General features: G+C 73.7%; 21 protein-coding genes. 10 read left to right on the forward strand and 11 right to left on the reverse strand.

Annotated elements, in window-relative coordinates:
• The first annotated feature begins 58 nt into the window (after positions 1–58).
• Positions 59–1,216 (forward strand): ROK family transcriptional regulator, encoded by a 1,158-nt coding sequence (locus tag ACFXDJ_RS19975; RefSeq protein ID WP_384655539.1) that lies wholly within the window; start codon positions 59–61, stop codon positions 1,214–1,216.
• A 76-nt stretch (positions 1,217–1,292) separates the two neighbouring features.
• On the opposite strand, the gene ACFXDJ_RS19980 is transcribed toward ACFXDJ_RS19975, so the two are convergent.
• Positions 1,293–2,051: a GntR family transcriptional regulator gene (locus tag ACFXDJ_RS19980; protein WP_384655541.1), complete on the reverse strand. Its 759-nt coding sequence runs from the start codon at positions 2,049–2,051 to the stop codon at positions 1,293–1,295.
• Between the two features lie 309 nt (positions 2,052–2,360).
• On the opposite strand from ACFXDJ_RS19980, the gene ACFXDJ_RS19985 reads away from it, so the two are divergent.
• The 4 genes from ACFXDJ_RS19985 to ACFXDJ_RS20000 all read left to right on the forward strand — a co-directional run bounded on the left by ACFXDJ_RS19985 (position 2,361) and on the right by ACFXDJ_RS20000 (position 8,496).
• The gene (locus ACFXDJ_RS19985) at positions 2,361–3,206 is read left to right on the forward strand and encodes an alpha/beta fold hydrolase (protein WP_384655544.1); all 846 of its coding nucleotides are present in this window, start codon (positions 2,361–2,363) and stop codon (positions 3,204–3,206) included.
• Positions 3,207–3,384: 178 nt separating this feature from the next.
• A complete protein-coding gene (locus ACFXDJ_RS19990) occupies positions 3,385–4,986 on the forward strand; it encodes an alkaline phosphatase D family protein (RefSeq protein WP_384655546.1) in 1,602 nt (533 codons plus the stop codon).
• Between the two features lie 133 nt (positions 4,987–5,119).
• Positions 5,120–6,571, forward strand: a complete 1,452-nt coding sequence (locus ACFXDJ_RS19995; RefSeq protein ID WP_384849813.1) for a GNAT family N-acetyltransferase — start codon at positions 5,120–5,122, stop codon at positions 6,569–6,571.
• A 206-nt stretch (positions 6,572–6,777) separates the two neighbouring features.
• On the forward strand, positions 6,778–8,496 hold the full coding sequence (locus ACFXDJ_RS20000) for a DUF885 domain-containing protein (protein ID WP_384849815.1): 1,719 nt from the start codon (positions 6,778–6,780) through the stop codon (positions 8,494–8,496).
• Between the two features lie 91 nt (positions 8,497–8,587).
• Here ACFXDJ_RS20000 and ACFXDJ_RS20005 read toward each other — a convergent pair whose 3' ends face one another.
• The 3 genes from ACFXDJ_RS20005 to ACFXDJ_RS20015 all read right to left on the reverse strand — a co-directional run bounded on the left by ACFXDJ_RS20005 (position 8,588) and on the right by ACFXDJ_RS20015 (position 13,522).
• Positions 8,588–11,623, reverse strand: a complete 3,036-nt coding sequence (locus ACFXDJ_RS20005) for an AAA family ATPase (RefSeq protein WP_384849818.1) — start codon at positions 11,621–11,623, stop codon at positions 8,588–8,590.
• Positions 11,620–12,792, reverse strand: coding sequence for an exonuclease SbcCD subunit D (locus ACFXDJ_RS20010; protein ID WP_384658890.1), 1,173 nt, complete (start codon positions 12,790–12,792; stop codon positions 11,620–11,622). The genes ACFXDJ_RS20005 and ACFXDJ_RS20010 overlap by 4 nt, the downstream gene beginning before the upstream one ends.
• Positions 12,793–12,895: 103 nt before the next feature.
• A complete protein-coding gene (locus ACFXDJ_RS20015) occupies positions 12,896–13,522 on the reverse strand; it encodes a YigZ family protein (RefSeq protein ID WP_384658887.1) in 627 nt (208 codons plus the stop codon).
• 94 nt (positions 13,523–13,616) lie between these two features.
• Here ACFXDJ_RS20015 and ACFXDJ_RS20020 point away from each other — a divergent pair, with 94 nt between their 5' ends.
• Positions 13,617–14,021, forward strand: coding sequence for a CoA-binding protein (locus tag ACFXDJ_RS20020; protein ID WP_384658885.1), 405 nt, complete (start codon positions 13,617–13,619; stop codon positions 14,019–14,021).
• Positions 14,022–14,192: 171 nt separating this feature from the next.
• On the forward strand, positions 14,193–14,972 hold the full coding sequence (locus ACFXDJ_RS20025; RefSeq protein WP_384658883.1) for an HAD family hydrolase: 780 nt from the start codon (positions 14,193–14,195) through the stop codon (positions 14,970–14,972).
• On the opposite strand, the gene ACFXDJ_RS20030 is transcribed toward ACFXDJ_RS20025, so the two are convergent.
• The gene (locus tag ACFXDJ_RS20030) at positions 14,963–15,565 is read right to left on the reverse strand and encodes an XRE family transcriptional regulator (RefSeq protein ID WP_384849821.1); all 603 of its coding nucleotides are present in this window, start codon (positions 15,563–15,565) and stop codon (positions 14,963–14,965) included. The genes ACFXDJ_RS20025 and ACFXDJ_RS20030 overlap by 10 nt on opposite strands.
• A gap of 147 nt (positions 15,566–15,712) precedes the next feature.
• Between ACFXDJ_RS20030 and ACFXDJ_RS20035 the strand changes: the two genes are divergently transcribed.
• Positions 15,713–16,582: an EamA family transporter gene (locus tag ACFXDJ_RS20035; protein ID WP_384658880.1), complete on the forward strand. Its 870-nt coding sequence runs from the start codon at positions 15,713–15,715 to the stop codon at positions 16,580–16,582.
• A gap of 35 nt (positions 16,583–16,617) precedes the next feature.
• Here the strand turns inward: ACFXDJ_RS20035 and ACFXDJ_RS20040 are convergent, their stop codons facing one another.
• Both ACFXDJ_RS20040 and ACFXDJ_RS20045 read right to left on the reverse strand, forming a co-directional pair.
• Entirely contained in the window at positions 16,618–17,226 is a 609-nt protein-coding gene (locus tag ACFXDJ_RS20040) for a GNAT family N-acetyltransferase (protein ID WP_384658877.1), read from the reverse strand.
• A complete protein-coding gene (locus ACFXDJ_RS20045; RefSeq protein ID WP_384658875.1) occupies positions 17,223–17,963 on the reverse strand; it encodes an acyltransferase in 741 nt (246 codons plus the stop codon). Before ACFXDJ_RS20045 ends, ACFXDJ_RS20040 begins: the two co-directional genes overlap by 4 nt.
• Positions 17,964–18,086: 123 nt before the next feature.
• On the opposite strand from ACFXDJ_RS20045, the gene ACFXDJ_RS20050 reads away from it, so the two are divergent.
• Entirely contained in the window at positions 18,087–18,632 is a 546-nt protein-coding gene (locus tag ACFXDJ_RS20050) for a gamma carbonic anhydrase family protein (RefSeq protein ID WP_384658873.1), read from the forward strand.
• A gap of 44 nt (positions 18,633–18,676) precedes the next feature.
• Here ACFXDJ_RS20050 and ACFXDJ_RS20055 read toward each other — a convergent pair whose 3' ends face one another.
• The 4 genes from ACFXDJ_RS20055 to ACFXDJ_RS20070 all read right to left on the reverse strand — a co-directional run bounded on the left by ACFXDJ_RS20055 (position 18,677) and on the right by ACFXDJ_RS20070 (position 22,816).
• Entirely contained in the window at positions 18,677–19,363 is a 687-nt protein-coding gene (locus ACFXDJ_RS20055) for a DedA family protein (protein WP_384658871.1), read from the reverse strand.
• Between the two features lie 60 nt (positions 19,364–19,423).
• Positions 19,424–21,940 (reverse strand): beta-glucosidase, encoded by a 2,517-nt coding sequence (locus tag ACFXDJ_RS20060; RefSeq protein WP_384658869.1) that lies wholly within the window; start codon positions 21,938–21,940, stop codon positions 19,424–19,426.
• Positions 21,941–22,099: 159 nt separating this feature from the next.
• Complete coding sequence (locus tag ACFXDJ_RS20065; RefSeq protein ID WP_384658892.1) at positions 22,100–22,252, reverse strand: DUF2191 domain-containing protein; 153 nt, start codon at positions 22,250–22,252, stop codon at positions 22,100–22,102.
• Positions 22,253–22,363: 111 nt separating this feature from the next.
• Positions 22,364–22,816, reverse strand: coding sequence for a DUF4442 domain-containing protein (locus ACFXDJ_RS20070; RefSeq protein ID WP_384658866.1), 453 nt, complete (start codon positions 22,814–22,816; stop codon positions 22,364–22,366).
• A 95-nt stretch (positions 22,817–22,911) separates the two neighbouring features.
• Between ACFXDJ_RS20070 and ACFXDJ_RS20075 the strand changes: the two genes are divergently transcribed.
• Positions 22,912–23,970 (forward strand): hypothetical protein, encoded by a 1,059-nt coding sequence (locus ACFXDJ_RS20075; protein WP_384658863.1) that lies wholly within the window; start codon positions 22,912–22,914, stop codon positions 23,968–23,970.
• Positions 23,971–24,097: the final 127 nt, after the last annotated feature.

The raw sequence follows: 24,097 nt of genomic DNA on the forward strand, positions 1-24,097 counted from the left end.
TCGCACCGGGTCCGCAGTACGATCCGCCTGACAAGCTCGCTAGCTGGGAGGACACACGTTGGGGCAGCTGACCGGCGGGGACCCCTCTCTGCTCCGGCGGATCAACTCCGCCGTCGTACTGCGGGCACTGCGCGCCGCCGAATCACCGACCCTCACCGATCTCACACGGGTGACCGGGCTCTCCCGGCCGACCGTCGAAGGGGTCGTCGAGGGACTTATCGGTACCGGGCTCGTGGTCGAAGCGGGTGCGGAGGAAGGCGCGCGGCGCCAGGGGCGGCCGGCCAGGCGCTTCCGCTTCCGCGCGGAGGCGGGGCACCTGCTCGGCGTGGAGATCGGTTCGCACCGGATCGCGGTGCTGCTGTCCGGGCTGGACGGGCGGGTGATCGGCGCCGGCACCAAGGAGGTCGCCGAGACCGCGTCGGCCGACGAGCGCCTGGAACGGGTGCGCACGGCGGTGGCCGATCTGCTGCGCAAGGCCGGGGTGCCCCGGGACTCGCTGCGGGCCGTCGGCGTGGGCAGCCCCGGGATCGTGGAGGCCGATGGCACGGTCCGGCTCGGCACGGCCCTGCCCGGCTGGACCGGGCTGCCGCTCGGCGAACGGCTGCGCCGCTCGTTCCGCTGTCCGGTGCAGGTCGAGAACGACGCGAATGCCGCGGCGGTCGCCGAGCACTGGAAGGGCGCCGCGACCGACACGGACGACATGGTCTTCGTGATGGCCGGGCTCAGCCCCGGCGCAGGCTCCCTGATCGGCGGACGCCTGCACCGCGGCTTCGGCGGGGCGGCCGGGGAGATCGGCGCGCTGCATCTGCTGGGCCGCGAGGTCACGCCCGAGAGGCTGCTGTCGACCACCGGTGAACCCCTGCACCCGCTGGACGAGCCGGCCGTGGCGGAGGTCTTCGCGATGGCCCGGCGCGGCGACGGGCGCGCGGTGGCCGCGGTGGAGCGGTTCATCCAGCGGCTGGTCCACGACGTGGCGGCCCTGGTGCTGGCCATGGACCCCGAGCTGGTGGTGGTCGGCGGCTGGGCGGCCGGACTGGACGGGGTACTGGACCCCCTGCGCCGGGAACTGGAGCGGTACTGCCTGCGCCCGCCCCGCGTTGCCCTGTCCATGCTCGGCGAGGCGGCGGTGGCCACGGGGGCGCTGCGGCTGGCGCTGGACCACGTGGAGGAAGAGCTCTTCGCGGTGGAGAAGACGGTGACGGCCCGCCGCCGCTAGTTCCCCTCGGGGCGGGGGCACTGTCCCGGGAACGCGAGTGGCCGGCCCCTGAGGGCCGGCCCGTGGTGCGGTGGGGTCAGGAAGCGACGCGCGCGTCGTGGGTGATCTGGACGTCGCCGGAGTCACCGAAGGTGAGGCGGCAGGTGTCCGCGCGGTAGGTCGCCACCGAGACGGCCGCCGTGCCCGCCGTGGTGAAGTAGCGGGTGGTGACCAGGAGGACCGGGGCGCCGGGCAGCCGGTCCAGCTCCTTCGCGTCGTCGGCGCGGGCCGAGCCGAGCTCCACCGAGCGGTCCTGCCCGTCGAGGGCGAGCCGCTGCAGCTCCCGCATGACGGCGCGGGCGCGCGCCGGACCGGCCGGGGCGTCGATGGCGGAGAGGCCCGGCACCGAGGCGGCCGGCACGTAGAGCATTTCCGCGGCGAGGACCTGGCCCTGCTCGATGCGGGTCCGGCGCACCGCGAGGACCAGTTCGCCGTCGGCGGTTCCGAGGAGCTTGAGGACGGCCGCACCCGGCACGGCCTCCGCCGCGTCCACGGGCTCCCAGCCGTCGGTGCTCTCGCCGGGCCAGCTGTGCTGCGCACTGCCGACGGCCACGCCGACGCGCGGCGGGGCGACGGTGGTGCCGACGCCGCGGCGGCGCTGCAGGCGGCCTTCGAGCTCCAGCTGCTCCAGGGCCTGGCGCAGGGTCGCACGGGCGACGCCGAAGCGGGCGGCGAGTTCACGCTCGTTGGGCAGCACCTCGCCCACGGCGAAGTCCCGGTCGAGCGCCTCACTGAGGACGGTCTTGAGGTGCCAGTACTTCGGCTCCGGCACCGATTCGAGCTGCGTGGTCCCCACCCTGACTCCTCCTGCAATCGCCGCGATCGCCATGCTCCAGCGGCAGTTCCGCGCCCTTGTTTATTAAAGGTTCCTGCACTATCCCTGCGACGATAGGACGGCGCTACCCCTTGGTCAAGACCAATCCTCATCCCTTTGCCGGGCAGAACGGGCATATGTATCAACCCGTTCACGGGATGTTCGCGGGCCGCCATGGCGAGGGCTCGCGCCAGAGCTCTTGATGCCGGGGGCTACCGGGCGGTAATCATGGCGGGAGACACTACTGACAACCTGTCTCACACGCGCCGCCCGACCCCGACGAGGAGCAGCATGACCGCCACGGTCTCCTTCACGATCGATTCGCCGCTGGGCCCCCGCACGACCACCGCCACCTACGAGCGCGAGGGCGCGGGCGAGCCGCTCCTCCTGCTCCACGGCATCGGCCACCACCTCCAGGCCTGGCGCCCGGTCACCGGCATCCTGGCGGCGGAGCACGACGTGATCGCCGTCGACCTGCCCGGCTTCGGCGCCTCGGAGCCGCTGCCGCACGGGGTTCCGTACGATCTCGGCACCGTCGTTCCGGCGCTCGGCGCGCTCTGCGCCGCACTCGGCGTCGAGCGCCCGCACGTGGCGGGCAACTCCCTCGGCGGGCTGCTCGCGCTCGAAATGGGCCGCGCCGGCCTGGCCCGCTCGGTCACCGCCCTCTCCCCCGCCGGTTTCTGGTCGCAGGGCGAACGCCGCTACGCCTTCGCCGCGCTCCGCGCCATGCGCCTCGGCGCCACCGCGCTGCCCCGCTCCGCCGTCGAGCGGCTCTCCCGCAGCGGCGCGGGCCGGGCGGCGCTCACCGGCACGATCTACGCGCGCCCCGCCCGGCGTTCCCCCGAAGCCGTGGTCGCCGAGACCCTCGCCCTGCGCGAGGCCACCGGCTTCGAGGACACCCTGGCGGCGGGTGGCTCCGTACGGTTCACCGATGACCTGCCCGGCCTGCCGGTCACCATCGCCTGGGGCAGCCGCGACCGGCTGCTCCTGCGCCGCCAGGGGATACGCGCCAAGCACACCATCCCGGGCGCGCGCCTCGTGCGGCTCCCGGGCTGCGGCCACGTCCCGATGAACGACGACCCGGCGCTGGTCGCCCGAGTCATCCTGGACACGGCCCGACCGAACACGGCCCGCTGAACACGCCCCGCCCGGTGGCCTGCTGACGGACACTCATCCACCCGTCTGCCTCCCGGCCCGCCCGCTCATCAGTGTTCACGCATGATTCGCGTACACGACGTGGGCGGGCCGGTGCGCGGCCGGTGTACGGCGACACACTGGTCCGGCCCCTCCCCCGCCGGCCTCTGGAGACGCACCGATGGCACCGATGCCGCACACCCGACGCTCCCTGCTCGGCGGTTCCCTCGCCGTGCCGGTGGGCATCGCCCTGTCCAGCACCCTGTCCAGCGCCTTCGCCCTCCCGGCGTACGCCGCCACCGCACCCGCCTTCACCCGGTCCGGCCGCCCGAACGCCCTCTGGGGCGTCCAGTCCGGCGAGATCACCGCCAACTCGGCGACCGTCTGGACCCGTTCCGACCGGCCCGCGCGGATGTACGTCGAGACCTCGCCGAGCGAGTCGTTCCGCTACGCCGTCCGCCGCCACCGCGGCCCGCTCCTCGGCCCCGGTACGGACTTCACCGGCACCGCCTCCCTGCGCGAGCTCCCGCCCGGCCAGCAGATCCACTACCGGGTGGTCCTCGCCGACCCCGACGACCCGCGCCGCACCGGCGAACCGGTCCGCGGCACCTTCCGCACCACCCCCGCCTCCCGCCGCCGCGACGTGCGCTTCCTGTGGTCCGGGGACCTCGCCGGCCAGGGCTGGGGCATCAACCCGGAGATCGGCGGCTACCGCGTCTTCGACGAAATGCGGCTGCGCGACCCCGACTTCTTCCTCTTCAGCGGGGACACCATCTACGCCGACGGCCCGCTCCAGGCCTCCGTCCCCCTGCGCGACGGCACCCTCTGGCACAACGTGACCACCGAGGAGAAGGCGAAGGTCGCCGAAACCCTCGCCGAGTTCCGCGGCAACTTCCGGTACAACCTCCTCGACCGCAACCTGCGCGACTTCAACGCCCAGGTGCCGGTCCTCGCCCAGTGGGACGACCACGAGGTGCGCAACAACTGGTACCCGGGCCAGATCCTCGACGACCCCCGGTACACGGTGAAGGACATCGACACCCTCGCCGGCCGGGCCCGCCAGGCCTTCGGCGAGTACTTCCCCGTCACCGACCTGCGCGGCGGCCGCGCCGAGGGCCGGATGTACCGGGTGATGCGCCACGGGCCGCTGCTCGACGTGTTCGTGCTCGACATGCGCACCTACCGCGACGCCAACTCCCCGGGCCGCCAGACCGACGACCCCATCGGCATCCTCGGTTCCGAGCAGCTGGCCTGGCTCAAGCGCGAACTCTCGCGCTCCCGTGCCACCTGGAAGGTCATCGCCGCCGACATGCCGCTGGGCATCGTGGTCGCCGACGGGACCGCGAACTTCGAGGCCGTGGCCCAGGGCGACCCGGGCGCGCCGCTCGGCCGCGAGCTCCAGATCGCCGAACTGCTGCGCCACATCAAGCACCAGCGCATCACCGGCACCCTCTGGCTCACCGCCGACGTCCACTACACGGCCGCGAACCACTACGCGCCCGAGCGGGCCGCCTTCACCGACTTCGCGCCGTTCTGGGAGTTCGTCTCCGGCCCCATCGGGGCGGGCGGCTTCCCGGCCGGCCGGCTCGACGCCACCTTCGGCCCGGAGACCGCGTACGCGCAGTCCGCGCCGCTCGCCAACATGTCGCCGTCCGAGAACCCCCCGTACTACGGCGAGGTGGAGATCGACGGGGACGGCGGCGAGCTCACCGTCCGGTTGCGGCGCCAGGGAGGCCAGGTGCTCTTCACCCAGACGCTGCGGCCCGGACGGGTGGGCCAATGACGGGTGTGGGCCGATGACGGGTGGGCCAATGAAATCAGCCGGAAAACAGGGCGAAATCGGCCAGATGGATCCTTAACCAGTCGGTCACAGATCGTTCGTGATCACGCAACACCCCTGCGTCACAGTGGTCTGCATGACTGAGCGTATTCCTGCCTCTGCCCAGCGTCCCCACCGCCACCACTGGCGTCGGGACCTCGTCGAACTCGCGGCACTCTTCTGCGCCGTGGCCGTCGCCGACGGCATCGCCAATCTCGTCGCACACGGTCCGCGCGGCCCAGTCATGCTCGTCGCCTCGGCCGTGGCGCTCCTGGTCACGGCGGCGTTCCACACCTGGTGGGCACGGCGCCACAGCCATGCGCCGCCGCCCACGAGCACCGCGCCCTCCGATCCGGGCGCGGCGGCCGTCGCCGTAGCCACCGCGACGGACGCCGCCCCCGGACCGGCCACGGGCGCCGCGCTCACCACCTCCCTGTGGCGGATGCGGACCACGGTGCGCGACGAGCCCGGCAGCCTCGCCGCGATCTGCACGGCGCTCGCCCGGAGCGGCGTGGACATCCTGACCCTCCAGACGCACCCGCTCCCCGAGGGCGGCACGGTGGACGAGTTCCTGCTGCGCGCCCCGCAGCAGCTGCCCTCCGCCGACCTCATCCGGGCCATCGCCGGCGCGGGCGGCCACAGCACCTGGATCGAGCGCGCCGACGCCCACGACCTCGTCGACACCCCGACCCGCGTCCTGGGTCTGGCCACCCGCACCGCGCTGGACGCCGCCGAGCTCCCGCTCGCCCTGCGTCAGCTGCTCGGCCGCTGCACCATCCACTCCATCCCGGCCACCACCCTCTCGGGGCGCCCCAACGCCGGCGCGGACGCCCCGGTCGAAGGGGTCCTGGAGGCCACCGTCATGCGGCTGCGCGACCCCTCGGGCGGTGCGATCACCATCGAGCGGCCCTACCTGCCCTTCACCCCGACCGAGTTCGCCCGCGCCCGCGCGCTCGTCGAGCTCGACGCCCGGCTCGGGCCGCGCGTCCCGCGCAGCCAGGACGTGCTGACGCTGCCCGAGGGCAACGAGATCACCGTCCGCCGCGCCGACGGCTCCGACCGGGCCGCCGCCCGCGCGATGCACGACCGCTGCTCGGAGCGGACCCTGTCCCTGCGCTACCACGGCCCCGTCGCCGACGCCGACCGCTACCTCGGCCACCTGCTGAGCCCGCGCTTCGGCCGTACCCTCGCCGCGACCACCGCCTCCGGCAAGCTCGTCGCCCTCGGGCACCTGCTCTGGGACGGCGACGAGACCGAGGTCGCGCTGCTCATCGAGGACGACTGGCAGCGCCGCGGCATCGGCTCCGAGCTGCTGGGCCGGCTGATCGGGATGGCCATCGAGGCCGGGTGCGACAGCGTGTACGCCGTCACCCAGGCCTCGAACACCGGCATGGTCGCCGCCATGCGCGGCCTCGGACTGCCCCTCGACTACCAGATCGAGGAGGGCACCCTGGTGATCACGGCCCGGCTGGACACGACCCCGGTCAACTCCCGGCTGCCGTACGAGCTTCCCGGCGAATCCCGCGGTCTGCCCCGTACGCAGTACTGACCAGCACGACCAGCACGACCAGCGCCGACCAGCACCGACCAGCACCAACCAGCGCTGACCGCCGGGCCGGACCCAGCCGAGTCCGGCCCGGCCGGACTGCAACGGCCGACCGGGAAGGGCCCCGCTGCCCTCCTGCGCCCGCCCTGACAGCAGGTTGAGGCCATTTGGTGATGACGCGACCCCGTTTCCCGTATGAAGATGTCCACATGTCAGACATCCTCGCCAGCGACAGCGCCGCACGACTGCCTCGCCAGGTCGCCGATTCCTACGTCGACGACCTCATCGCCATCGACCCGATCATGGGCACCTACCTCGGTGTCCCCGCATCCTCCGGCAAGCTCCCGGACTTCTCCCCCACGGGCCGCGCCGCGGCGGCCGAGCTCTCCCGTTCCACCCTCGTGCTGCTCGACGCCGCCGAGCGGCAGCCGGGCGCCGACAGTGACGTCGAGCGCCGCTGCGCCCGCCTGCTGCGCGAGCGCCTCACCGCCGAACTCGCGGTCCACGATGCCGACGAGGACCTCTGCGCGGTCAGCAACATCCACTCCCCGGCGCACTCGGTCCGCGAGGTCTTCACCCTGACCCCGGCCGACACGGACGAGGACTGGGCCGCCATCGCCGAGCGGCTGCGCGCCGTTCCGGCCGCCTACGCGGGCTACCGCGAGTGCCTCGCCCTCGGCCTGAACCGGGGCCTGTACGGCGGCCCGCGCCCCACCGCCACCTTCATCGAGCAGCTCACCGCCTGGGCCGGCGAGGCAGCGGCCGATGAGAAGCCCTCCGGCGCGGACTTCTTCTCCGAGTTCGCCGCCGGCGGCCCCCAGACCCTGCGCGCCGAGCTCGACGAGGCCGCCGCCGCCGCGACCGCCGCCGTGGTCGAACTCCGCGACTGGATGCGGGACGTGTACGCCCCCGCGATCGCAGGTCAGCCCGACCCGGTGGGCCGCGAGCGCTACGCCCGCTGGTCGCGCTACTTCAACGGCACCGACCTGGACCTGGACGAGGCCTACGCCTACGGCTGGTCCGAGTACCACCGGCTGCTCGGCGAGATGAAGGCGGAAGCCGCCAAGATCCTGCCGGACGCGGGCCCCTGGGAGGTGCTCAAGTACCTGGACGAGCACGGCACCCGCATCGAGGGCGTGGACGAGGTCCAGGCCTGGCTCCAGGGCCTCATGGACGAGGCCATCGAGAACCTCGACGGCACCCACTTCGACCTCGCCGAGCGGGTCAAGAAGGTGGAGTCGCGGATCGCCCCTCCGGGCGGCGCGGCGGCCCCGTACTACACGAACCCCTCCGAGGACTTCTCCCGTCCCGGCCGGACCTGGCTGCCGACGATGGGCCAGACCAGCTTCCCCGTGTACGACCTGGTCTCCACCTGGTACCACGAGGGCGTTCCCGGCCACCACCTCCAACTGGCGCAGTGGACGCACGTCGCGGACCAGCTCTCCCGCTACCAGGCCAGCGTCGGCCTGGTCAGCGCCAACGCCGAGGGCTGGGCGCTGTACGCGGAGCGGCTGATGGACGAGCTGGGCTACCTCAAGGACGCCGAGCAGCGACTGGGCTACCTGGACTGTCAGATGATGCGCGCCGCGCGGGTCATCGTCGACATCGGCATGCACCTGGGCCTGGAGATCCCGGCGGACTCGCCGTTCCACCCGGGCGAGCGCTGGACGGTGGACCTGGCGCAGGAGTTCTTCGGCCTGCACAGCGGCCGGCCGGGCGACTTCGTCGAGAGCGAGCTGACTCGCTACCTGTCGATGCCTGGCCAGGCGATCGGCTACAAGTTGGGCGAGCGCGCCTGGCTGCTGGGCCGCGACAACGCGCGGGCCGCGCACGGCGAATCCTTCGACCTGAAGGCGTGGCACATGGCCGCGCTGTCCCAGGGTTCGCTGGGCCTGGACGACCTGGTGGACGAGCTGTCGAAGCTCTGACCGCGAACGGGCGGACCGGCCGGCCCCGTACGGGAGCCGGCCGGTCCGCCCGGCTCGTCCCGGTGGCCGCCCGGCTCGTCCGGGTCGCCGCTCAGCCCGTGCCGGGGGCCGTCCGGTGGCGCACCACCGAGCCGCCGCGCTGCTTGACGATCTCCAGCTGCGCCTGCACCCGGGTCCGCAGGTCGGCGACGTGGCTCACGATGCCCACGCTGCGGTCCCGTTCGCGCAGCGAGTCCAGTACGTCGAGCACCTCGTCCAGCGCCTGGTCGTCGAGGCTGCCGAAGCCCTCGTCGATGAAGAGGGTGTCGAGCCGCATGCCGCCCGCCTCGTCCGTGACCACGTCGGCCAGGCCCAGCGCGAGCGCGAGCGAGGCGAAGAAGGTCTCGCCGCCGGACAACGTGGCGGTGTCCCGCTCGCTGCCGGTCCAGGCGTCGACCACGTGGAGCCCGAGCCCGGAACGCCCGCGTCCGCTCGCCTTGGCGTCGGAGTGGACCAGGGTGTAGCGGCCGCCGGACATGCGCAGCAGACGCACCGTCGCCGCCGCCGCGACCTGCTCCAGCCGGGCCGCGAGCACGTACGCCTCCAGCCTCATCTTGCGTTCGTTGTCGGCGGAGGTGCCCGCGGTGAGTCCGGCGAGCCGGGCCACCCGCTCGTACGCCTGGCGCAGCGGTCCCAGGGCCCGCAGTTCCCGCTCCGCCTGCTGCGAGAGCCGGTCCAGTTCGGCGCAGCGCACCCGGGAGGCGTCGACGGCGGATCCGGCGCTACGGAGCTTCGCGGCGGCCCGGTCCGCGTACGCCTCGGCGGCGTCCGGGTCGGCCGGGGGCAGGGCCGCCGCCGCGGCGGTGTCGTGCTCCCCGCGGCGGTCGGCCAGCATGGCCTCCTCCGCCTGCCAGGCGTCCATCCGGTGCTGCAGGTCGGTGCGCTGGTACTCCGGGAGTACGGCGTCGGCCGCCTCCTCGGTGGTGTCGAACCCGGCCTTGAACGCGGCGTCGGCCAGCTGGCCGTCGGCCTCCTTCAGTCGCGCGGCGGTGGCTTCGGCCCGGCGCAGCGCGGCCGAGGCCGAGGTGACCATGCGGACCCGGTCTTCGAGGACCTCGGCGCGGGCCGCGACGCTGGGCGCGTCTCCCCGTACCCGTGCGAGCTCCACCTCCAGCGAGGCCTGTTCCTGGTCGAGGGCTTCGCGGCGGGTGGCCCGCCCGGCGGCCCGGACCTCGGCCTCCAGCCGGTCGGCGCTGCGCACGGCGTGCTCCCGCTCGGCGCGGTCGAGCCGCTCGCGGGCGGCGTGCAGTCCGGCGGCCACGGTGTGGGCGGCGGCGTGCCGGGTGCTCAGGTCGGAGGCGAGTTCCCGCAGTTCGGCGGTGGTGGCCTCCCCCGCGGCGGCCGCGGCTTCGGCGCGGGCCTCCCGGACGGCGGCCAGCCTGCGCTCGACGTCGGCCCTGCGCTCCTCGGCCGCTTCGAAGCGGGCGTGCGCCGCGTCCTCGGCGGCGCTGTCCACGTGACCGGGGGCCGGCCGGGCCGGGGCCGGGTGCTCGGCGGCTCCGCACACGGCGCACGGCTCGCCCGCCACCAGGGCCGCGGCCAGTTCGGCGGCGATCCCGCGCAGCCGGGTCTCCTTGAGCTCCAGCCAGTGCTCCCGGGCGGCGGTCGACTCCTCGCGCGCGGTGAGCAGCTCGCCGGAGGTCCGCTCCGCGTCGGCGTCGAAGGCGTCGCGGCGCTCGGCGGCGTGCAGGTGCAGCCGGGCGGGTTCCAGCTTGCCCGCGAGCTGCTCGGCCAGGGTCGCGGCCTGCTGGGCGGCGTCCATCCGCCCGGCCAGCCCGGCCCGGGTGGCGTCCCAGCGGCCGAGCCATTCGGCCGCCTCCTGCTGCTGCTCTTCGGCGGCCCGGGATTCCCTTTCCAGGTGGGCCCGTTCACGGCGGATCTCGGCGCTGCGCTGCTCGGCCCGGCGGGCGGCTCCGAGCGCTCCGAGGTCACCCCGCAGCCCCTGTTCCAGCGTGGCCAGCTGCTCGGTGCCCGCCTCGGCGTACTGCGGCGGGAGCATCGCCCGGGCCACGCTCTCCGCGTGCGCGGCGGCCATGTGGGCCCCGGCGGCGGCTCCGCGCAGCTCCAGGGCGGGGGCGACGAGGGCTCCGCGGCGGGCCCGGTCGAGCAGGGCGCGCACCCGCTCCCGCTCCGGAGCGGCCTCGGCGAGCAGGGCCGCCCGGCGGGTGGTCTCCGCGTGCCGGCGTTGCAGCCGGTCCAGCTCGCGCGCCTCCTCGGCGGCCCGCCGGGCGGCGGCGTACCGCCCCTCGACGGCGGCGAGCGCGTACTCGGCGACGGTGAGCCGCTCGCGGGCGCAGGAGCGCGCGACGGCGGCCCAGGCACGGACGGCCTCGGCGAGTCCGGGGTCGCCGGGCTGGTGCCGGGGCAGCGGCCAGGCCCGCAGGTCGGCACTGTCTCCGGCGGCCTGCGCCAGGCGCTGGGCGGTGTGCAGCACCTGCTCGTCCCCGGCGCGGACCTTGGCTTCGGCGGTCCGGCGCCGGTCGCCGAGCAGGGTCTCGACGGCGGCGAAGCGGCGGGTGTCGAAGAGCCGGCCCAGCAGTCGGCCCCGCGCCACCTCGTCGGCCCGCAGGAAGCGCGCGAACTCTCCCTGCGGCAACAGCACGACCTGGCAGAACTGCTCGCGGCTCATGCCGAGCAGCTGCTCGATCTCCTCGCCGATCTCCTGGTGGGAACGGCTGAGCGCGCGCCAGTGTTCCCCGCCCCCCTCACCCGCACCCTCGCGGTCGTACTCGCGCAGCCAGCTCTGCGCCTTGTCCTTCGTCGTCCCGGTGCCGCGCTTCTTCGGCCGGTCCTGCTCGGGGCGCCGGGTGATCTCCAGGCGGCGTCCGCCCGCGGTGAGTTCGAGGGTGACCTCGGTCGGGGTGTCGGCGGCGGCGTGGTCGCTGCGCAGGCTGGTGCCGGGGGCCTGGCGGGAGCCGGGGACCGACCCGTAGAGGGCGTAGCAGACGGCGTCCAGGACGGAGGTCTTGCCGGCTCCTGTGGGTCCGTGCAGCAGGAAGATCCCGGCGCCGGAGAGGGCGTCGAAGTCGATCTCCTGCGGTTCGGCGAAGGGCCCGAAGGCGGTGATCCGGAGCCGGTGCAGCCTCATCGGTGGGTCTCCTGCCGGCTGTCCTCGGCCCGCACGTCGTCGAAGGCGCCCTGAAGGACGGCCCGTTCGGCCTCGTCGGAGAAACCGCCGCCACCGCGCACGTGGGCGACGAAGTCCTCGGCGATCTCCTGGTCGCTGCGCCCCTTGAGCCGCTGGGCGTAGGAGCCGCCGCCGTCCTCGGTGCGCCCCTCGGGGTCGAAGGCGAGGCTGAGGGTGTGGGGGAAGCGCTCGGTGAGCCGGGCCATGGGGTCCTCGGGCCGGACGGGGTCGGTGAGGGTGGCTTCCAGCCAGCGGTCCTCGTACCGGGCGTACGCGCCCTCGGAGAGCAGTTCCTCCAGCGGCCCCCGGACCCGGGCGAGCCCGCGCGGCACGGGGGCGTCGATGCGCTCGGCGCCGGCGATCTCCCCTTCCGCGCCCAGCTCGATCAGCCACATGGTCTTGCGGTGGTCGGCTTCGGAGAAGGAGTAGGCGAGCGGGGAACCGGAGTAGCGGACCCGTTCGTTGATCGTCTGGCAGCCGTGGAGGTGGCCGAGGGCGGCGTAGTCGACCCCGTCGAAGACGGAGACCGGCACGGCCTCGACCCCGCCGACGGTGATGTCGCGCTCGCTGTCGCTGGCCTGGCCGCCGGTGACGAAGGCGTGCGCGAGGACCACGGAGCGGGTGCCGGGCGCACGGCCGGCCAGGTCGGCCCGGATCCGGTCCATGGCCGCGCCCAGGACCGCCTCGTGGCTCACCTTCGCCGCCCCGAGATCGTCCTTGACCAGCGCCGGCTCCAGGTACGGCAGCCCGTAGAAGGCCACGTCCCCGTGTACGTCGGCCAGTACCACCGGGTCGTCGCACCCGGCGGGGTCGGTCCGCAGGTGGATCCCGGCCCGGCCGATCAGCCCGGCCCCGACACCGAGGCGGCGGGCGGAATCGTGGTTCCCGGAGATCATCACGGTGGGCACGCCGAGCTCGGCGAGCCGGTGCAGGGCCTGGTCGTACAGCGCGACGGCGGGCAGCGGGGGCACGGCCCGGTCGTAGACGTCACCGGAGACGAGCACGGCGTCGACCTCGCGCTCGCGGGCGGTCTCCACGAGGTGGTCGATGAAGGCGGCCTGGGCGCCGAGCAGGTTGACCCGGTGGAAGGACCGCCCCAGATGCCAGTCGGAGGTGTGCAGGAACTTCACTCGCCGACCCCGCCGCGCATAGCGTCTCCCCCTGCTGGATGAACCCGTCGAACGAACCCTGAACCCCTCTACGCTAACGCCTCCCCCGCACCGTCCCGGCCGATCAGGGTGCGTACGTCTCGCCGCCCAGGGTGAGGGTGGCGCTGCCGGCGGTGCTGTCGGCGAGCCAGGCTTCGAAGGCGGGCAGGTCGGCCTCGGGGAGGGCGACCTCGATCTCCACGGCGGCCCCGTAGCGCAGGTCCACCACGGTCCGCCCGGTGGAGCGCAGGTCGTTCTGGGTCTTCCCGGCCCGCTGGTGGTCCAGGGTCACGGTGGCCAGCCGGTAGCGGTGGCGCGTGACGGTGCCGAGCGCGTCGAGGGCTTCGCCGACGACCCCGCCGTAGGCGCGGATGAGCCCGCCCGCGCCGAGTTTCACGCCTCCGTAGTAGCGGGTGACGACGGCGACGGCGTAGCGGATGTCGCGGCGCATCAGCATCTGGAGCATGGGCACCCCGGCGGTGCCGCCGGGCTCCCCGTCGTCGCTGGCCTTCTGGACGGAGGCGTTGGCCCCGATGACGTAGGCGAAGCAGTTGTGCGTGGCGGTGGGGTGCTCCTTGCGGACGCGCGCGACGAACTCCTGCGCCTCACGCTCGGTCGCGGCGGGTGCGAGCGCGCACAGGAACCGCGAGCGGTTGATCTCCGACTCGTGCACGCCCTCACGGGCCACCGTCACGTACTGGTCTGCCTTCACCCGTCCCACCCTACGGGGAATCGGACATGTGTCTTTTCTGTTGATTGACCTGGCAGTAGTCAGCAGGCATGCGAAACAGCAGGAGGCGGCACACGTGTACGGCGATTCCGCGACCATCCGCAAGATCCTCACCGAGCTCGGGGACACCTGGGCCGTGGTGGGCCTGTCGAACAACCAGGACCGGGCCGCGTACCGCGTGGCCGAGGTGCTCCAGCGGTACGGCAAGCGCGTGGTCCCCGTGCACCCCAAGGCCGAGACGGTCCACGGCGAGCCGGGGTACCCCTCCTTGGAAGCGATTCCGTTCAAGGTGGACGTGGTGGACGTCTTCGTGAACAGCGCCCTGGCGGGCACGGTCGCGGACGAGGCCGTCGCGAAGGGGGCGGAGGCCGTCTGGTTCCAGCTGAACGTGGTCGACGAGGCCGCCTACGACCGCACCCGCGCGGCCGGCGTGGACATGATCATGAACCGCTGCCCGGCGATCGAGATCCCCGCGCTCTGATCGAGGTCCCCGCGCTCTGAGGGCCCGCGCCTCCGGGGACTCCCGGCCTTCAACGCTTTCAACGCGACTCAGGTATCCAAACCGCCCAAAAGGTACGAATACTTGAGACCGCGCCTCCCCGTCGGGGTCTGCCGCGCATCCACGGACCGGCCCCGACCAGGGAGTTCCACTGTGATCAGCCACGCCCGGAGCCATTCCCACATCGCCGTTCTCGACCTCGACGGCACCCTGGCGGAAGGCTCGCTCGCCGCCCCCTTCATGGAGTCACTGATAGCCGGCGGCGTCTGCGATCCGGAGGCGGGGCGGGCGGTGCTCGCGGCGATAGCCGGCTACCACGACGAAGCGGACCCGGGCGGCGCGGCCGCCCACGCCCCCACCGCCGCCACCGCCTACGCCCACTTCTCGCGGGCCCTCGAAGGCGCCGCCCGCACCGATCTGGAGCGGGCGGCCGACGCCGCCTGGCCGGCCGCCCGCAAGCGGATCCTCCCCTTCGCCGACGAGCTGGTGCGGCTGCTGCACTCCGCCGGTCTGCGGACGGTACTGATCTCGGGGAGCCCGCACGAGATCGTCCGGCGCGCGGCGGCGGAGCTGGGCATCGGCGAGGCCCACGGCATGCGGGCCGAGTTCCGGCGCGGCCGCTGCACCGGTTCGCTCACCACGGCGCCGGCCCTGCCCGGCGGAAAGCGCGCCGCGCTGCGCACCGCGACCAAGGGCAGCCCCGTGGACCGCCGGAGCTCCTTCGCCATCGGCAACTCCCCCTCCGACGCGGAGGTGTTCGAGCAGGTCGGGCTGGCCGTGGCCTTCGAGCCGGACCCGGTGCTGAAGGGCTGGGCGCTGGACCGGGACTGGATCACCGCCGACCGGCGGAACGTGCTCGCCGTCTGCCGCGACCTGATCGCGACGCACCCGGCGCTGGGCGCGGACCTGCGGACGGCGGCCGGTCAGCGCTGAGCCGGCTTCTCGACCGGCGGGAGGGCCACCGGAGGGATCGAGACCGCCATCGTCATCTCCATCGGCTCGGAGCCCTCGTTGCGGTAGGCGTGCGGGGCGTTCGCCTCGAAGGAGACCGCCCCGCCCGCCGGTACGACGTACCTCTCCTCGTCGACCACCAGCGTCAGCTCCCCCGCCGTGACGTGCAGCATCTCGAAGGTGCCGGACGGATGCGGGTCCGAGGCGGTCCCCTCGCCGGGCTCCAGCCTGTAGGTCCACATCTCCACCGGCCCGCGCCGGTCGTCGCCGAGCAGCATGCTCGCGCAGCTGCCGCCTTCGGTGGACCACATCCGCACCCCCTGCCCCGGCAGTACCACCTGCACCTGCGGACTGCGGTCGTAGTCGAGCAGGGTGGTGATGCTGACGCCGAGCGCGTCGGCCAGCTTGACCGTGGTGCCGACGCTGGGGTTCGTACGGGCCTGCTCGATCTGGATGATCATGCCGCGACTCACCCCCGCGCGGGTCGCGAGCGCCTCCAGGGTGAAGCCGCGCTCACCGCGCCAACGCTTGAGATTCCGGGCGAGCGCCTGGGTGAGCTGTTCGAGGTCCGACACCCCTACCGTCCAATCCGTCCAACATCATGAACTATGAGTCCAAGATTTTGAATGACACAGTGCAACAGGCTGAACTATCGTGCGGTGTGAGCGGCGTATAGGACGTTGCACCCCACCATCCACCGCACTGTACTGCGAGGTCCTGCCATGACCGCCCTGTTCGCCCTGGCCACAGCCGTCCTGTGGGGGCTCGCCGACTTCGGCGGCGGGCTGCTGACCCGCCGGCTGCCGGCCCTCACCGTGGTCGTGGCCTCCCAGATCGTCGCCGTCATCGCGCTGGGCGCGGTCGTACTGGGCACCGGCGCCTGGCGGGAGGCCGGACCGCAGCTCTGGTTCGCGGTCGGGGCGGGCCTGGTGGGGCCGGTCGCGATGCTCAGCTTCTACAAGGCTCTCGCCCTCGGCCCGATGGGCGTGGTCTCCCCGCTGGGCTCCCTCGGCGTGGTGGTTCCCGTGGCCGCCGGACTGGCGCTGGGCGAACGGCCCGGCATCGGCCAGTTCGCCGGGATCGCGGTGGCCGTCGCGGGCATCGTCCTCGCGGGCGGACCCGAGCTGCGCGGCGCCCCCGTACAGCGGCGGGCCGTCGTCCTCACCCTCGTGGCGGCCTTCGGCTTCGGTGCGGTGATGGCCCTGATCGCGCCCGCCTCCGCCACGGTCCCGGGGCTGTTCCTCGCGCTCTTCGTGCAGCGCGTGACCAACGTCGCCGTCGGCGGCGCCGCCCTGTGGGTCCAGACCCGGCGCGGAGTCCCGGCCCTCCCCGCCGACGGAGGCGGTCCGCGGATCCTGTGGGGGCTGCTGCCCGCGCTCGCCTTCGTCGGGCTCGCGGACGTCGCCGCGAACGGCACGTACTCCATCGCCGCCCAGCACGGACCGGTCACCGTGGCCGCCGTGCTCTCCTCGCTCTACCCGGTGATCACCGCGCTGGCCGCCTTCGCCGTCCTCAAGGAACGCCTGCGCACCGTCCAGGCCGCGGGCGCGGGCCTGGCCCTGGCGGGCACGGTCCTGCTCGCGGCGGGCTAGGCCGTCTCTTTCGGATCTTGCCGGGATCCGCGCCGTCAGGCGCTGGCCCTCTCCGCCCCGCGGACGTGCAGGTGGCCGTCCCGCGGAAAGGGCGGGAGGGCGGGGAGGACTCGGTCGAAGAGGTAGCCGGCCTTCTCCGCGACCCGGCAGGAGGCGAGGTTGTCCACCTGGTGCAGCAGCTCCAGTCGGTCCAGCCGGTCCGGCCCGTCGGCCGCGAAGGTTTCGAACGCCCAGGCCGTGACGGCTCCGAGGGCCCGGGGGGCCACCCCCCGGCCCCGCGCGGCCGCCACCGTCCAGTAGCCGACCTCGGCCGAGCCCGGGCGGGAGGCGGCCCGCTTCAGCACCACGTTCCCGACCAGCGAGCCGGAGCCGGAGCCAGATCCCGATCCCGAGCCGGATCCCGCGCCCGCGTACGCAGCCTCGTACACGGCGAAACCCAGCCGGTCCCCGCTCTCCCAGCCGAGCCGCTGCTCCTCCAGCCACCGCCGCGCGTCCTCGGCCCCGTCGACGTGCCGCGTCAGCCAGTGCCGCATCGCGGGATCCCGGTGCGCCTCGACCAGCGCTCCGGCATCGCCCTCGCCCCAGGGCCGCAGTACGAGCCCGGCGGCGGCAGCCGTCGCACCCACCCGGATCGTGGTGTTCACTCCGCTTCCCCCACTTCCGCCAGCGCGCGCAGCTGCTCCGGCGTCACCCCGTCGGGAATCGGCACCGGGGCCGGCGTGCGCAGGGGCGGCTGCCAGCCCGTGTCGGGCTCCCAGCGGCGGACTATCCGGGCCGGCGCCCCCGCCACCACGGCGTGGTCCGGCACCTCGCCCCGTACGACGGCCCCCGCGGCCACCACCACATTGCGGCCCAGTCGCGCCCCGGGGAGGATCACCGCGCCCGTGCCCAGCCAGCAGCCCGGGCCGATCTCCACCGGGGCGCTGCGCGGCCACTGCTTGCCCACGGGCTCGTGCGGATCGTCGTAACTGTGGTTGGTGGAGGTGATGTACACCCCGGGACCGCAGAAGGTGTCGTTCCCGATCGTGATCCGGGTGTCGGCTATGACATGGCTGTCGCGGCCGATGACCACGCCGTTGCCGAGGATCAGCATCGGCTCGGCGCCGAGGTCGAGGTCGGGCATCATCCCGGCGGTGAGCGTGACCTGTTCACCGATGATGCAGTGGTCGCCGAGCCTGATCCAGGGCTCGCCGAAGACCGTGCCCTGGGGGAAGGCGAGCCGGGTTCCGTGCCCGATCGCACCGAACCGCAGCGGTCCCGGGGTCTGCGCGGTGACCGCACCGGCCCGCTGCATCCAGCGCCAGCCCGCGTGGACGGCGCGTGCCGCGAGCCGGCGGCGCGCGGCCGTCAGAGATGAGAACGTGTTCTGGTTCTTCGCCACCGGGCCACCGTAGCGCGCCGGACCCCCGCACCGCGCCGTGATCTTCACCCCATCTCCGGGGCCCCGGACCGCGTGCCCTACGGTGCCGGTAGCGCGATACCGCACGGAGCAGAGGAACAGAACATGACGCAGCAGACGGCCCAGGCACTCGTGGCGGGTGTCGGCGGGAAGAGCCCGGAGATCGATCCCACGGCGTTCACGGCGCCCACCTCCGTCGTGGTCGGCGACGTCACCCTCGCCCCGGGCGCGAGCATCTGGTACTCGGCGGTGCTGCGCGCCGACTGCGGTCCGATCGTGCTCGGCGCCGACAGCAACGTGCAGGACAACTGCACCGTGCACGTGGACCCCGGCTTCCCGGTCTCCATCGGCGAGCGCGTCTCCATCGGCCACAACGCCGTCGTGCACGGCTGCACGGTCGAGGACGACTGCCTGATCGGCATGGGCGCCACCGTCCTCAACGGCGCGGTGATCGGCGCCGGCTCACTGGTGGCGGCCCAGGCGCTGGTCCCGCAGGGCATGGTCGTCCCGCCGGGCTCGCTGGTCGCCGGTGTCCCGGCGAAGGTCCGGCGCGAGCTGACCGACGAGGAGCGCGAGGGCATCAAGGTCAACGCGCTGATGTACACGGAGCTGGCCAAGCAGCACCGCGCCTCCGTGACCCCGGACGCGTGACGGCACCTCCCCCGCCCGCCCTCGGGGGGCGGGGGAGGAGCCGCTCAGTCGGCGAGCACGGCCGAAGAGGACGAGGACGACGAAGAGGCGGAGGACGACTCCGCGGAGGCCTCGGCCCGCGCCGCCGCGGCCGCCTTCTTCATCCGGCCGCGCACCACCACCGTCACGGCGAGCCCGAACAGCAGCGCCACCGCGAGCGCCACCCACGAGAACCCCTTGAGCCACGGCTCTGCGACGACCCCGATGGTGTAGATCACGGCCGTCGTACCGCCCGCCCACAGGACTCCGCCGAGGACGTTCGCGATGAGGAACCGCCAGTACGGCATGTGCAGCACGCCCGCCAGCGGCCCCGCGAAGATCCGCAGCAGCGCCACGAACCGCCCGAAGAAGACGGCCCACATGCCCCACTTCTCGAAGGAGCGCTCCGCCACGGCCACCTGGTCCGGCCCGAAGTGCTTGGGGAACCGCCGCCCGAGCCGGTCCAGCAGCGGCTTTCCGCCCTTGCGCCCGATCGCGTAGCCGATCGAGTCGCCCACGATCGCCCCGGCGGTCGCGCAGGCCCCCAGCACCACGGGGTCGATGTGACCCTGCTGCGATGCCAGCAGGGCGGCGCTGACCAGCACGATCTCTCCCGGCAGCGGAATTCCGAGGCTCTCCACCCCGATGACGAGCCCCACCAGGAGGTAGATGCTGACCGCCGGAATCGTCTCCAGCCATGCCTGGATGTGCACCGGTACGTCCTCCCGAGTTCTTCGCCCGGCCCGCCCCCTGTGACAGGCCGAACGGGCAGCCTATCCGGTCGCCACCACAGCCTTTCCCCGCAGCGGGAGTTCGCGCGAGGAACGTCCGGCGAAGACTTCCCGACGGCCGGTGCCCACCACCCACGCGTGCCTCTCCGGATCCCACGAGGAGAGCGTGCGCGCGTCGACGTCGAGGACCACCCGCTGCGCCTCGCCGGGTCCGAGGGTGAGCTTGCGGTAGCCGGCCAGCAGCCGCACCGGCTGTTCCAGCGACAGGTCCGGCGACGGGCCCACGTACACCTGGGCCACCTCGGTGCCCTTGCGGCGTCCGGTGTTGCGGACGGTGAACTCCACGCGCAGCCCGCCGCCCTTCCCGTGTCCGGGGCCCGACCGGACGGCCAGCTTCTCGTACTCCCAGGTCGTGTACGAGAGCCCGTGCCCGAAGGCGAACAGCGGAGCCACCCGCTGCGCGTCGTACCAGCGGTGGCCCACGTGGACGCCCTCGGAGTACTCCTGCCGGCCGCCCACCCCCGGGTAGCGCGCGGCGTCGCCGCCGATCGGGGTCGCGTGCTCGTCGGCCGGGAAGGTCTGGGTGAGCCGGCCGCCCGGGTCCGCGTCGCCGAAGAGCACGTCGGCGGTGGCTCCCGCGCCTTCCTGGCCCGGGTAGTACATCTGGAGGACCGCTCCGGTACGGGAGAGCCAGGGCATCGTCGTACTGGAGGAGGTGTTGAGCACCACCGTGGTACGCGGATTGGCGGCGGCCACCGCTTCGATCAGCGCCTCCTGGCCGCCCGGGAGACCCAGCGAGGTCCGGTCGCTCCCCTCGGTGGCGTCCTCGTAGGCGAACAGCACCACGCTGTGCGCCTCCTTGGCGGTCTTCACCGCCTCGGCCACGTCGGCGGCCCGGGTCGCCCTCGTCGTGTGGCGCAGCCGCAGCCGCTGCCCCTTCGGCCCGCCCTCGGCGGTGACGGCGAGCCGGTGTTCGCCCTCCTTGAGCGCGAGGGTGCGGCGGCGCACGCCGAGCCCGTCGGGCGCGGCGCCGAGGAGCCCGCCCGCGAAGTACTCGGCCACGCCCTGGCGCACCGGGAACAGCTCCTCCCCGTCGAGCCTGACCACCGGCCGTTTCCCGGTGTAGTGGACGAGCAGGGTCCACTCGTCGTCGGCCGCGAGCCGGAAGGTGCCCTCGTAGCTCCAGGTGCGCCCGGCGTCCACCGTCCGGTCGTCGAGGCCGGTGTCGGGCGTCAGCAGCTTCGCCGGGAACGGGCGCCCGTACAGGTCCTCGCCGAGCGCGTAGCGCACGGTGGCGCCGTTCCCGGCGCGCTGCCGGATCGCGGTGAGGGGGGCGGCGGCCGCGTCGGGAACCACGTGCGCGCTGCCGCCGCCGCTGACGAAGGGGGTCCGGCCGGTGGGGCCGATGACGGCGATCGAGCGGGCGGCCGCTCCCGTCAGCGGCAGCGTGGCGCGCTCGTTGCGCAGCAGGACCGCGCCGGCCACGGCCACCTTGCGGGCCACCCGGGCCCCGGCGGCCGCGTCCCGGGCGGGCCGGGGTGCCGGGTGCTCGGCGAGCAGCCCGAAGCGGTCCATGGTGGTGAGGATCCGGCGTACCGCGAGGTTCACGGCGCTCTCGTGGACGGAGCCGCCGCGCACCGCCTCGCGCAGCGGGGCGCCGTAGTGGGTGCCGCCGGGCATCTCCATGTCGAGGCCCGCGCCGATGGAGGCGACGGTGCTGTGGGTGGCGTCCCAGTCGGACATCACCCAGCCGTCGAAGCCCCAGCGGCCGCGCAGCAGTTCGTCGAGGAGGGGCTTGCTCTCGCAGGCGTAGACCCCGTTGACCTTGTTGTAGGCGCCCATCACCGCGCCCGCGCCGGCCGCCACGGCGGCTTCGAAGCCCCGTAGCTCCGTCTCGTGGAGGGTCTGTTCGGCGGCGATCACGTCGACGGTGTCGCGGCCCTTCTCCTGGTTGTTGAGGGCGAAGTGCTTGACGGCGGCGACGAGGCCCTCGTCCTGGATGCCCCGGACGACCTCGGCGACCAGGTCGGCGGTCAGTTTCGGGTCCTCGGCGAAGGTCTCGAAGTTCCGTCCGGCGTACGGGGTGCGGATGAGGTTGGCCATGGGCGAGAGCAGGACGTCCTGGCCGAGCGCCCGGCCCTCGCGCCCGATGACCCGGCCGTACTCGCGGGCGAGCGCCGGGTCGAACGCGGAGGCGAGCAGTACGGGCGCGGGCAGCGCGGTGGCGGGCCTGCCCACGCGGACCCCGGCCGGTCCGTCGGCGAGCCGCAGCGCGGGGATGCCGAGGCGGGGGATGCCGGGCAGGTATCCGGCCTGCCCGAGCGGGGCGGGGTCGGGGGCGCCGTGCAGCAGGACGGTCTTCTCCTCCAGGGTGAGCCGTCCCAGCAGCCCGTCGACCCTGGCCGCGCCGCCGGCCTTGGGCGCGGTCGCGGCGGAGGCGGAGGCCTTACGGGACTGCGCGCCGGGCGGCGGCGCCGGTACGCAGCCCGCGGCTCCGAGGGCGGCGCCCACCGCCCCGAGGAGGCCCATCACATGGCGTCTGGACACGGCCTCGCTCATGGGCGCTCCCTGCGGCGTGGGCATCGGCGGCGGCGCCGTCCGCGCCGAAGCCTGCGACGCCGGTCGGCGGGAGCGGCCCGCGCCGGACCGCTCCCGCCGCCCACTGTGCGCCGCCCGCCGCACCGGCCCGCCTCAGGCGCGCCATCGCGCCGCCGACGTTCAGCCCTGCGGCGGCGGCTGCGCGGCGTCGGGGTCGCGGCGGGGCTCGTCCTGGAGCTGGACCCGCGCCTCGGTGCGGTGGCCGCGTGCGATGTAGTCGCGTACGACGGCCTCCACGGCGTCCTGGGGCGATCCGATCCCCGCGAGGACCATGACCTCCACGACGAGTTCGGCGTCGAGGCTGATGCTGACCTTGGCCCGGCTCGTCACGAGACCCCCTCCATCCGGTGTGGCAGGGACTCTATCGGTGCCGGGCCCGCGCCGTTACGCGTTCGGGCGCAGCGTCCAGACGACGACCATCTCGCCGGTCACGGCCTCGTCCTCGCGCTGGATGGCGATGGTGACGGGGAACTCGGGGCGGCCGCCCGCGTCGAGTTCGGCGATCACCTCGGCGGCGGGGCGGCCGAGGGTGGCGGTGGCGGTGACGACGCCCTTGGCGAGCTTCTTGTAGCCGATCTCGGCCTTCACGGCGAGGGGCACGGCGCGCGAGAGCTGGTCGCCGAAGGCGGCCAGGACGATCGCGCCGCTCGCGGACTCGGCGAGGGTGAACATGGCGCCTGCGTGCGGGCCGCCGAGGTGGTTGTGGAAGTCGGGCTGGTCGGGCAGCCGGACCACCGCGCGCTCGGGGGTGGTCTCCAGGAACTGGAGGTTCAGGGTCTTGGCCATCGGCACGGTGGCGGCGAGGAGTTCGCCCACGTTCATCTGTTCAGCGCTCATGGAACCCGATGTTACCCATCGGTAAGCGGCATTGGCCATACCTGTACGGGGGCGGCCGTGGCTACCCGCGCCCGCTCCCACTATCGTTACCGGCCATGTGGCCAGGACAGCAGCAGCCGCCCGGGGGAGAACAGAACCCTCAGGACGCGCATCAGAATCCGTACCAGCAGCAGCCGGGAACGCCGAACCCGTACCAGCAGCAGCCGCCGGCGTACGGCGAACAGCAGCCCGGCTACGGATACCCGCAGCAGCCGCCCGCCCCCCAGCAGTGGGGCCAGCAGCCGCCGACCGTTCCCGTACAGCAGTGGGGGGCTCCGCCGCCCGGCGCGCCCCAGCCGCCGAAGAGCGGAAGCCCCTTCTCGACCAAGACCGTTGCCATCGTCGCGGCCTCGGCGGTCGTCGTGACGGCCGTCGTCACCGGCGTGGTGGTCATGAACCGGGACAAGGGATCGAGCAACCAGGCGGACGACAAGCCGACCAGCTCCCCCTCCGCCCCGGCCTCCTCCGGTACGCCGGCCCCGGCGAGCCCGAGCTCCAACCCGCGCGGCGGCGGCGACGTCAAGCCGGTCATCCCGGGCTGGAAGGTCGTCATCAACCCGAAGTACGGCACCGCCTTCGACGTCCCGCCGGAGTGGAACGTCCTGTCCTCGGGCATGACCACCTTCTTCGAGGACGAAAACAAGAACGACGGCTCCCCCGTCGTCGGGATGTCCGCACCCGCCTTCCTCAAGGAGGACTGGTGCAAGGTCGACGCCAATAAGGACGGCAGGGAAGAGTCCACCGCCCTGGCCGGCGCCGGAACCAAGGGCGGCCAGGGCGCGAAGGGCACCGCCGAGGCCGCGGTCAACGAGGCCGGCAACTGGGTGTTCGCCGCGTACGCGCAGAAGGCACCGAAGGGCACCGTCAAGGCCTCCGAGGCGAAGGAGTACACGACCTCCTCCGGACTCAAGGGCCACATGGCGACCGCGAGCGTCTCCGGCCTGCCCAAGGAGAACAAGTGCTCCTCCGACGGCAAGGCGATCGCCTTCAGCTTCACGACCCCCAAGGGTGACCTCTCCAGCTGGGTCCTCTACGGCGCCGCGAACGTCCAGGGCGAAGTGACCCAGGAGACCGAGGAGAAGATCCTGAGCACCGTCCGCCTCACCACCAACTGATCTCCCGCAGCACGCCCCCCCGGGGGGGGGGGCGGGGGGGGTGGGGGGGCCCGGGGCGGCGTCGGGACCGGGGGTGTACGACCCCCCCCCCCACCCCCCCACCCCGCGCGTGGTCCACCATCTCAGG

The sequence above is a fragment of the Streptomyces sp. NPDC059443 genome, assembly GCF_042750105.1.
Lineage (GTDB): Bacteria > Actinomycetota > Actinomycetes > Streptomycetales > Streptomycetaceae > Streptomyces.

What these genes read in the sequence shown, in the direction of transcription:
- ACFXDJ_RS19985 (WP_384655544.1), top strand. Translation starts at nt 2,361, where the DNA reads ATGACCGCCACGGTCTCCTTCACGATCGATTCGCCGCTGGGCCCCCGC.
- ACFXDJ_RS19990 (WP_384655546.1), top strand. Translation starts at nt 3,385, where the DNA reads ATGGCACCGATGCCGCACACCCGACGCTCCCTGCTCGGCGGTTCCCTC.
- ACFXDJ_RS19995 (WP_384849813.1), top strand. Translation starts at nt 5,120, where the DNA reads ATGACTGAGCGTATTCCTGCCTCTGCCCAGCGTCCCCACCGCCACCAC.
- ACFXDJ_RS20000 (WP_384849815.1), top strand. Translation starts at nt 6,778, where the DNA reads ATGTCAGACATCCTCGCCAGCGACAGCGCCGCACGACTGCCTCGCCAG.
- ACFXDJ_RS20005 (WP_384849818.1), bottom strand. Translation starts at nt 11,623, where the DNA reads ATGAGGCTGCACCGGCTCCGGATCACCGCCTTCGGGCCCTTCGCCGAA.
- ACFXDJ_RS20035 (WP_384658880.1), top strand. Translation starts at nt 15,713, where the DNA reads ATGACCGCCCTGTTCGCCCTGGCCACAGCCGTCCTGTGGGGGCTCGCC.
- ACFXDJ_RS20050 (WP_384658873.1), top strand. Translation starts at nt 18,087, where the DNA reads ATGACGCAGCAGACGGCCCAGGCACTCGTGGCGGGTGTCGGCGGGAAG.
- ACFXDJ_RS20060 (WP_384658869.1), bottom strand. Translation starts at nt 21,940, where the DNA reads ATGAGCGAGGCCGTGTCCAGACGCCATGTGATGGGCCTCCTCGGGGCG.
- ACFXDJ_RS20065 (WP_384658892.1), bottom strand. Translation starts at nt 22,252, where the DNA reads ATGGTCCTCGCGGGGATCGGATCGCCCCAGGACGCCGTGGAGGCCGTC.
- ACFXDJ_RS20070 (WP_384658866.1), bottom strand. Translation starts at nt 22,816, where the DNA reads ATGAGCGCTGAACAGATGAACGTGGGCGAACTCCTCGCCGCCACCGTG.
- ACFXDJ_RS20075 (WP_384658863.1), top strand. Translation starts at nt 22,912, where the DNA reads ATGTGGCCAGGACAGCAGCAGCCGCCCGGGGGAGAACAGAACCCTCAG.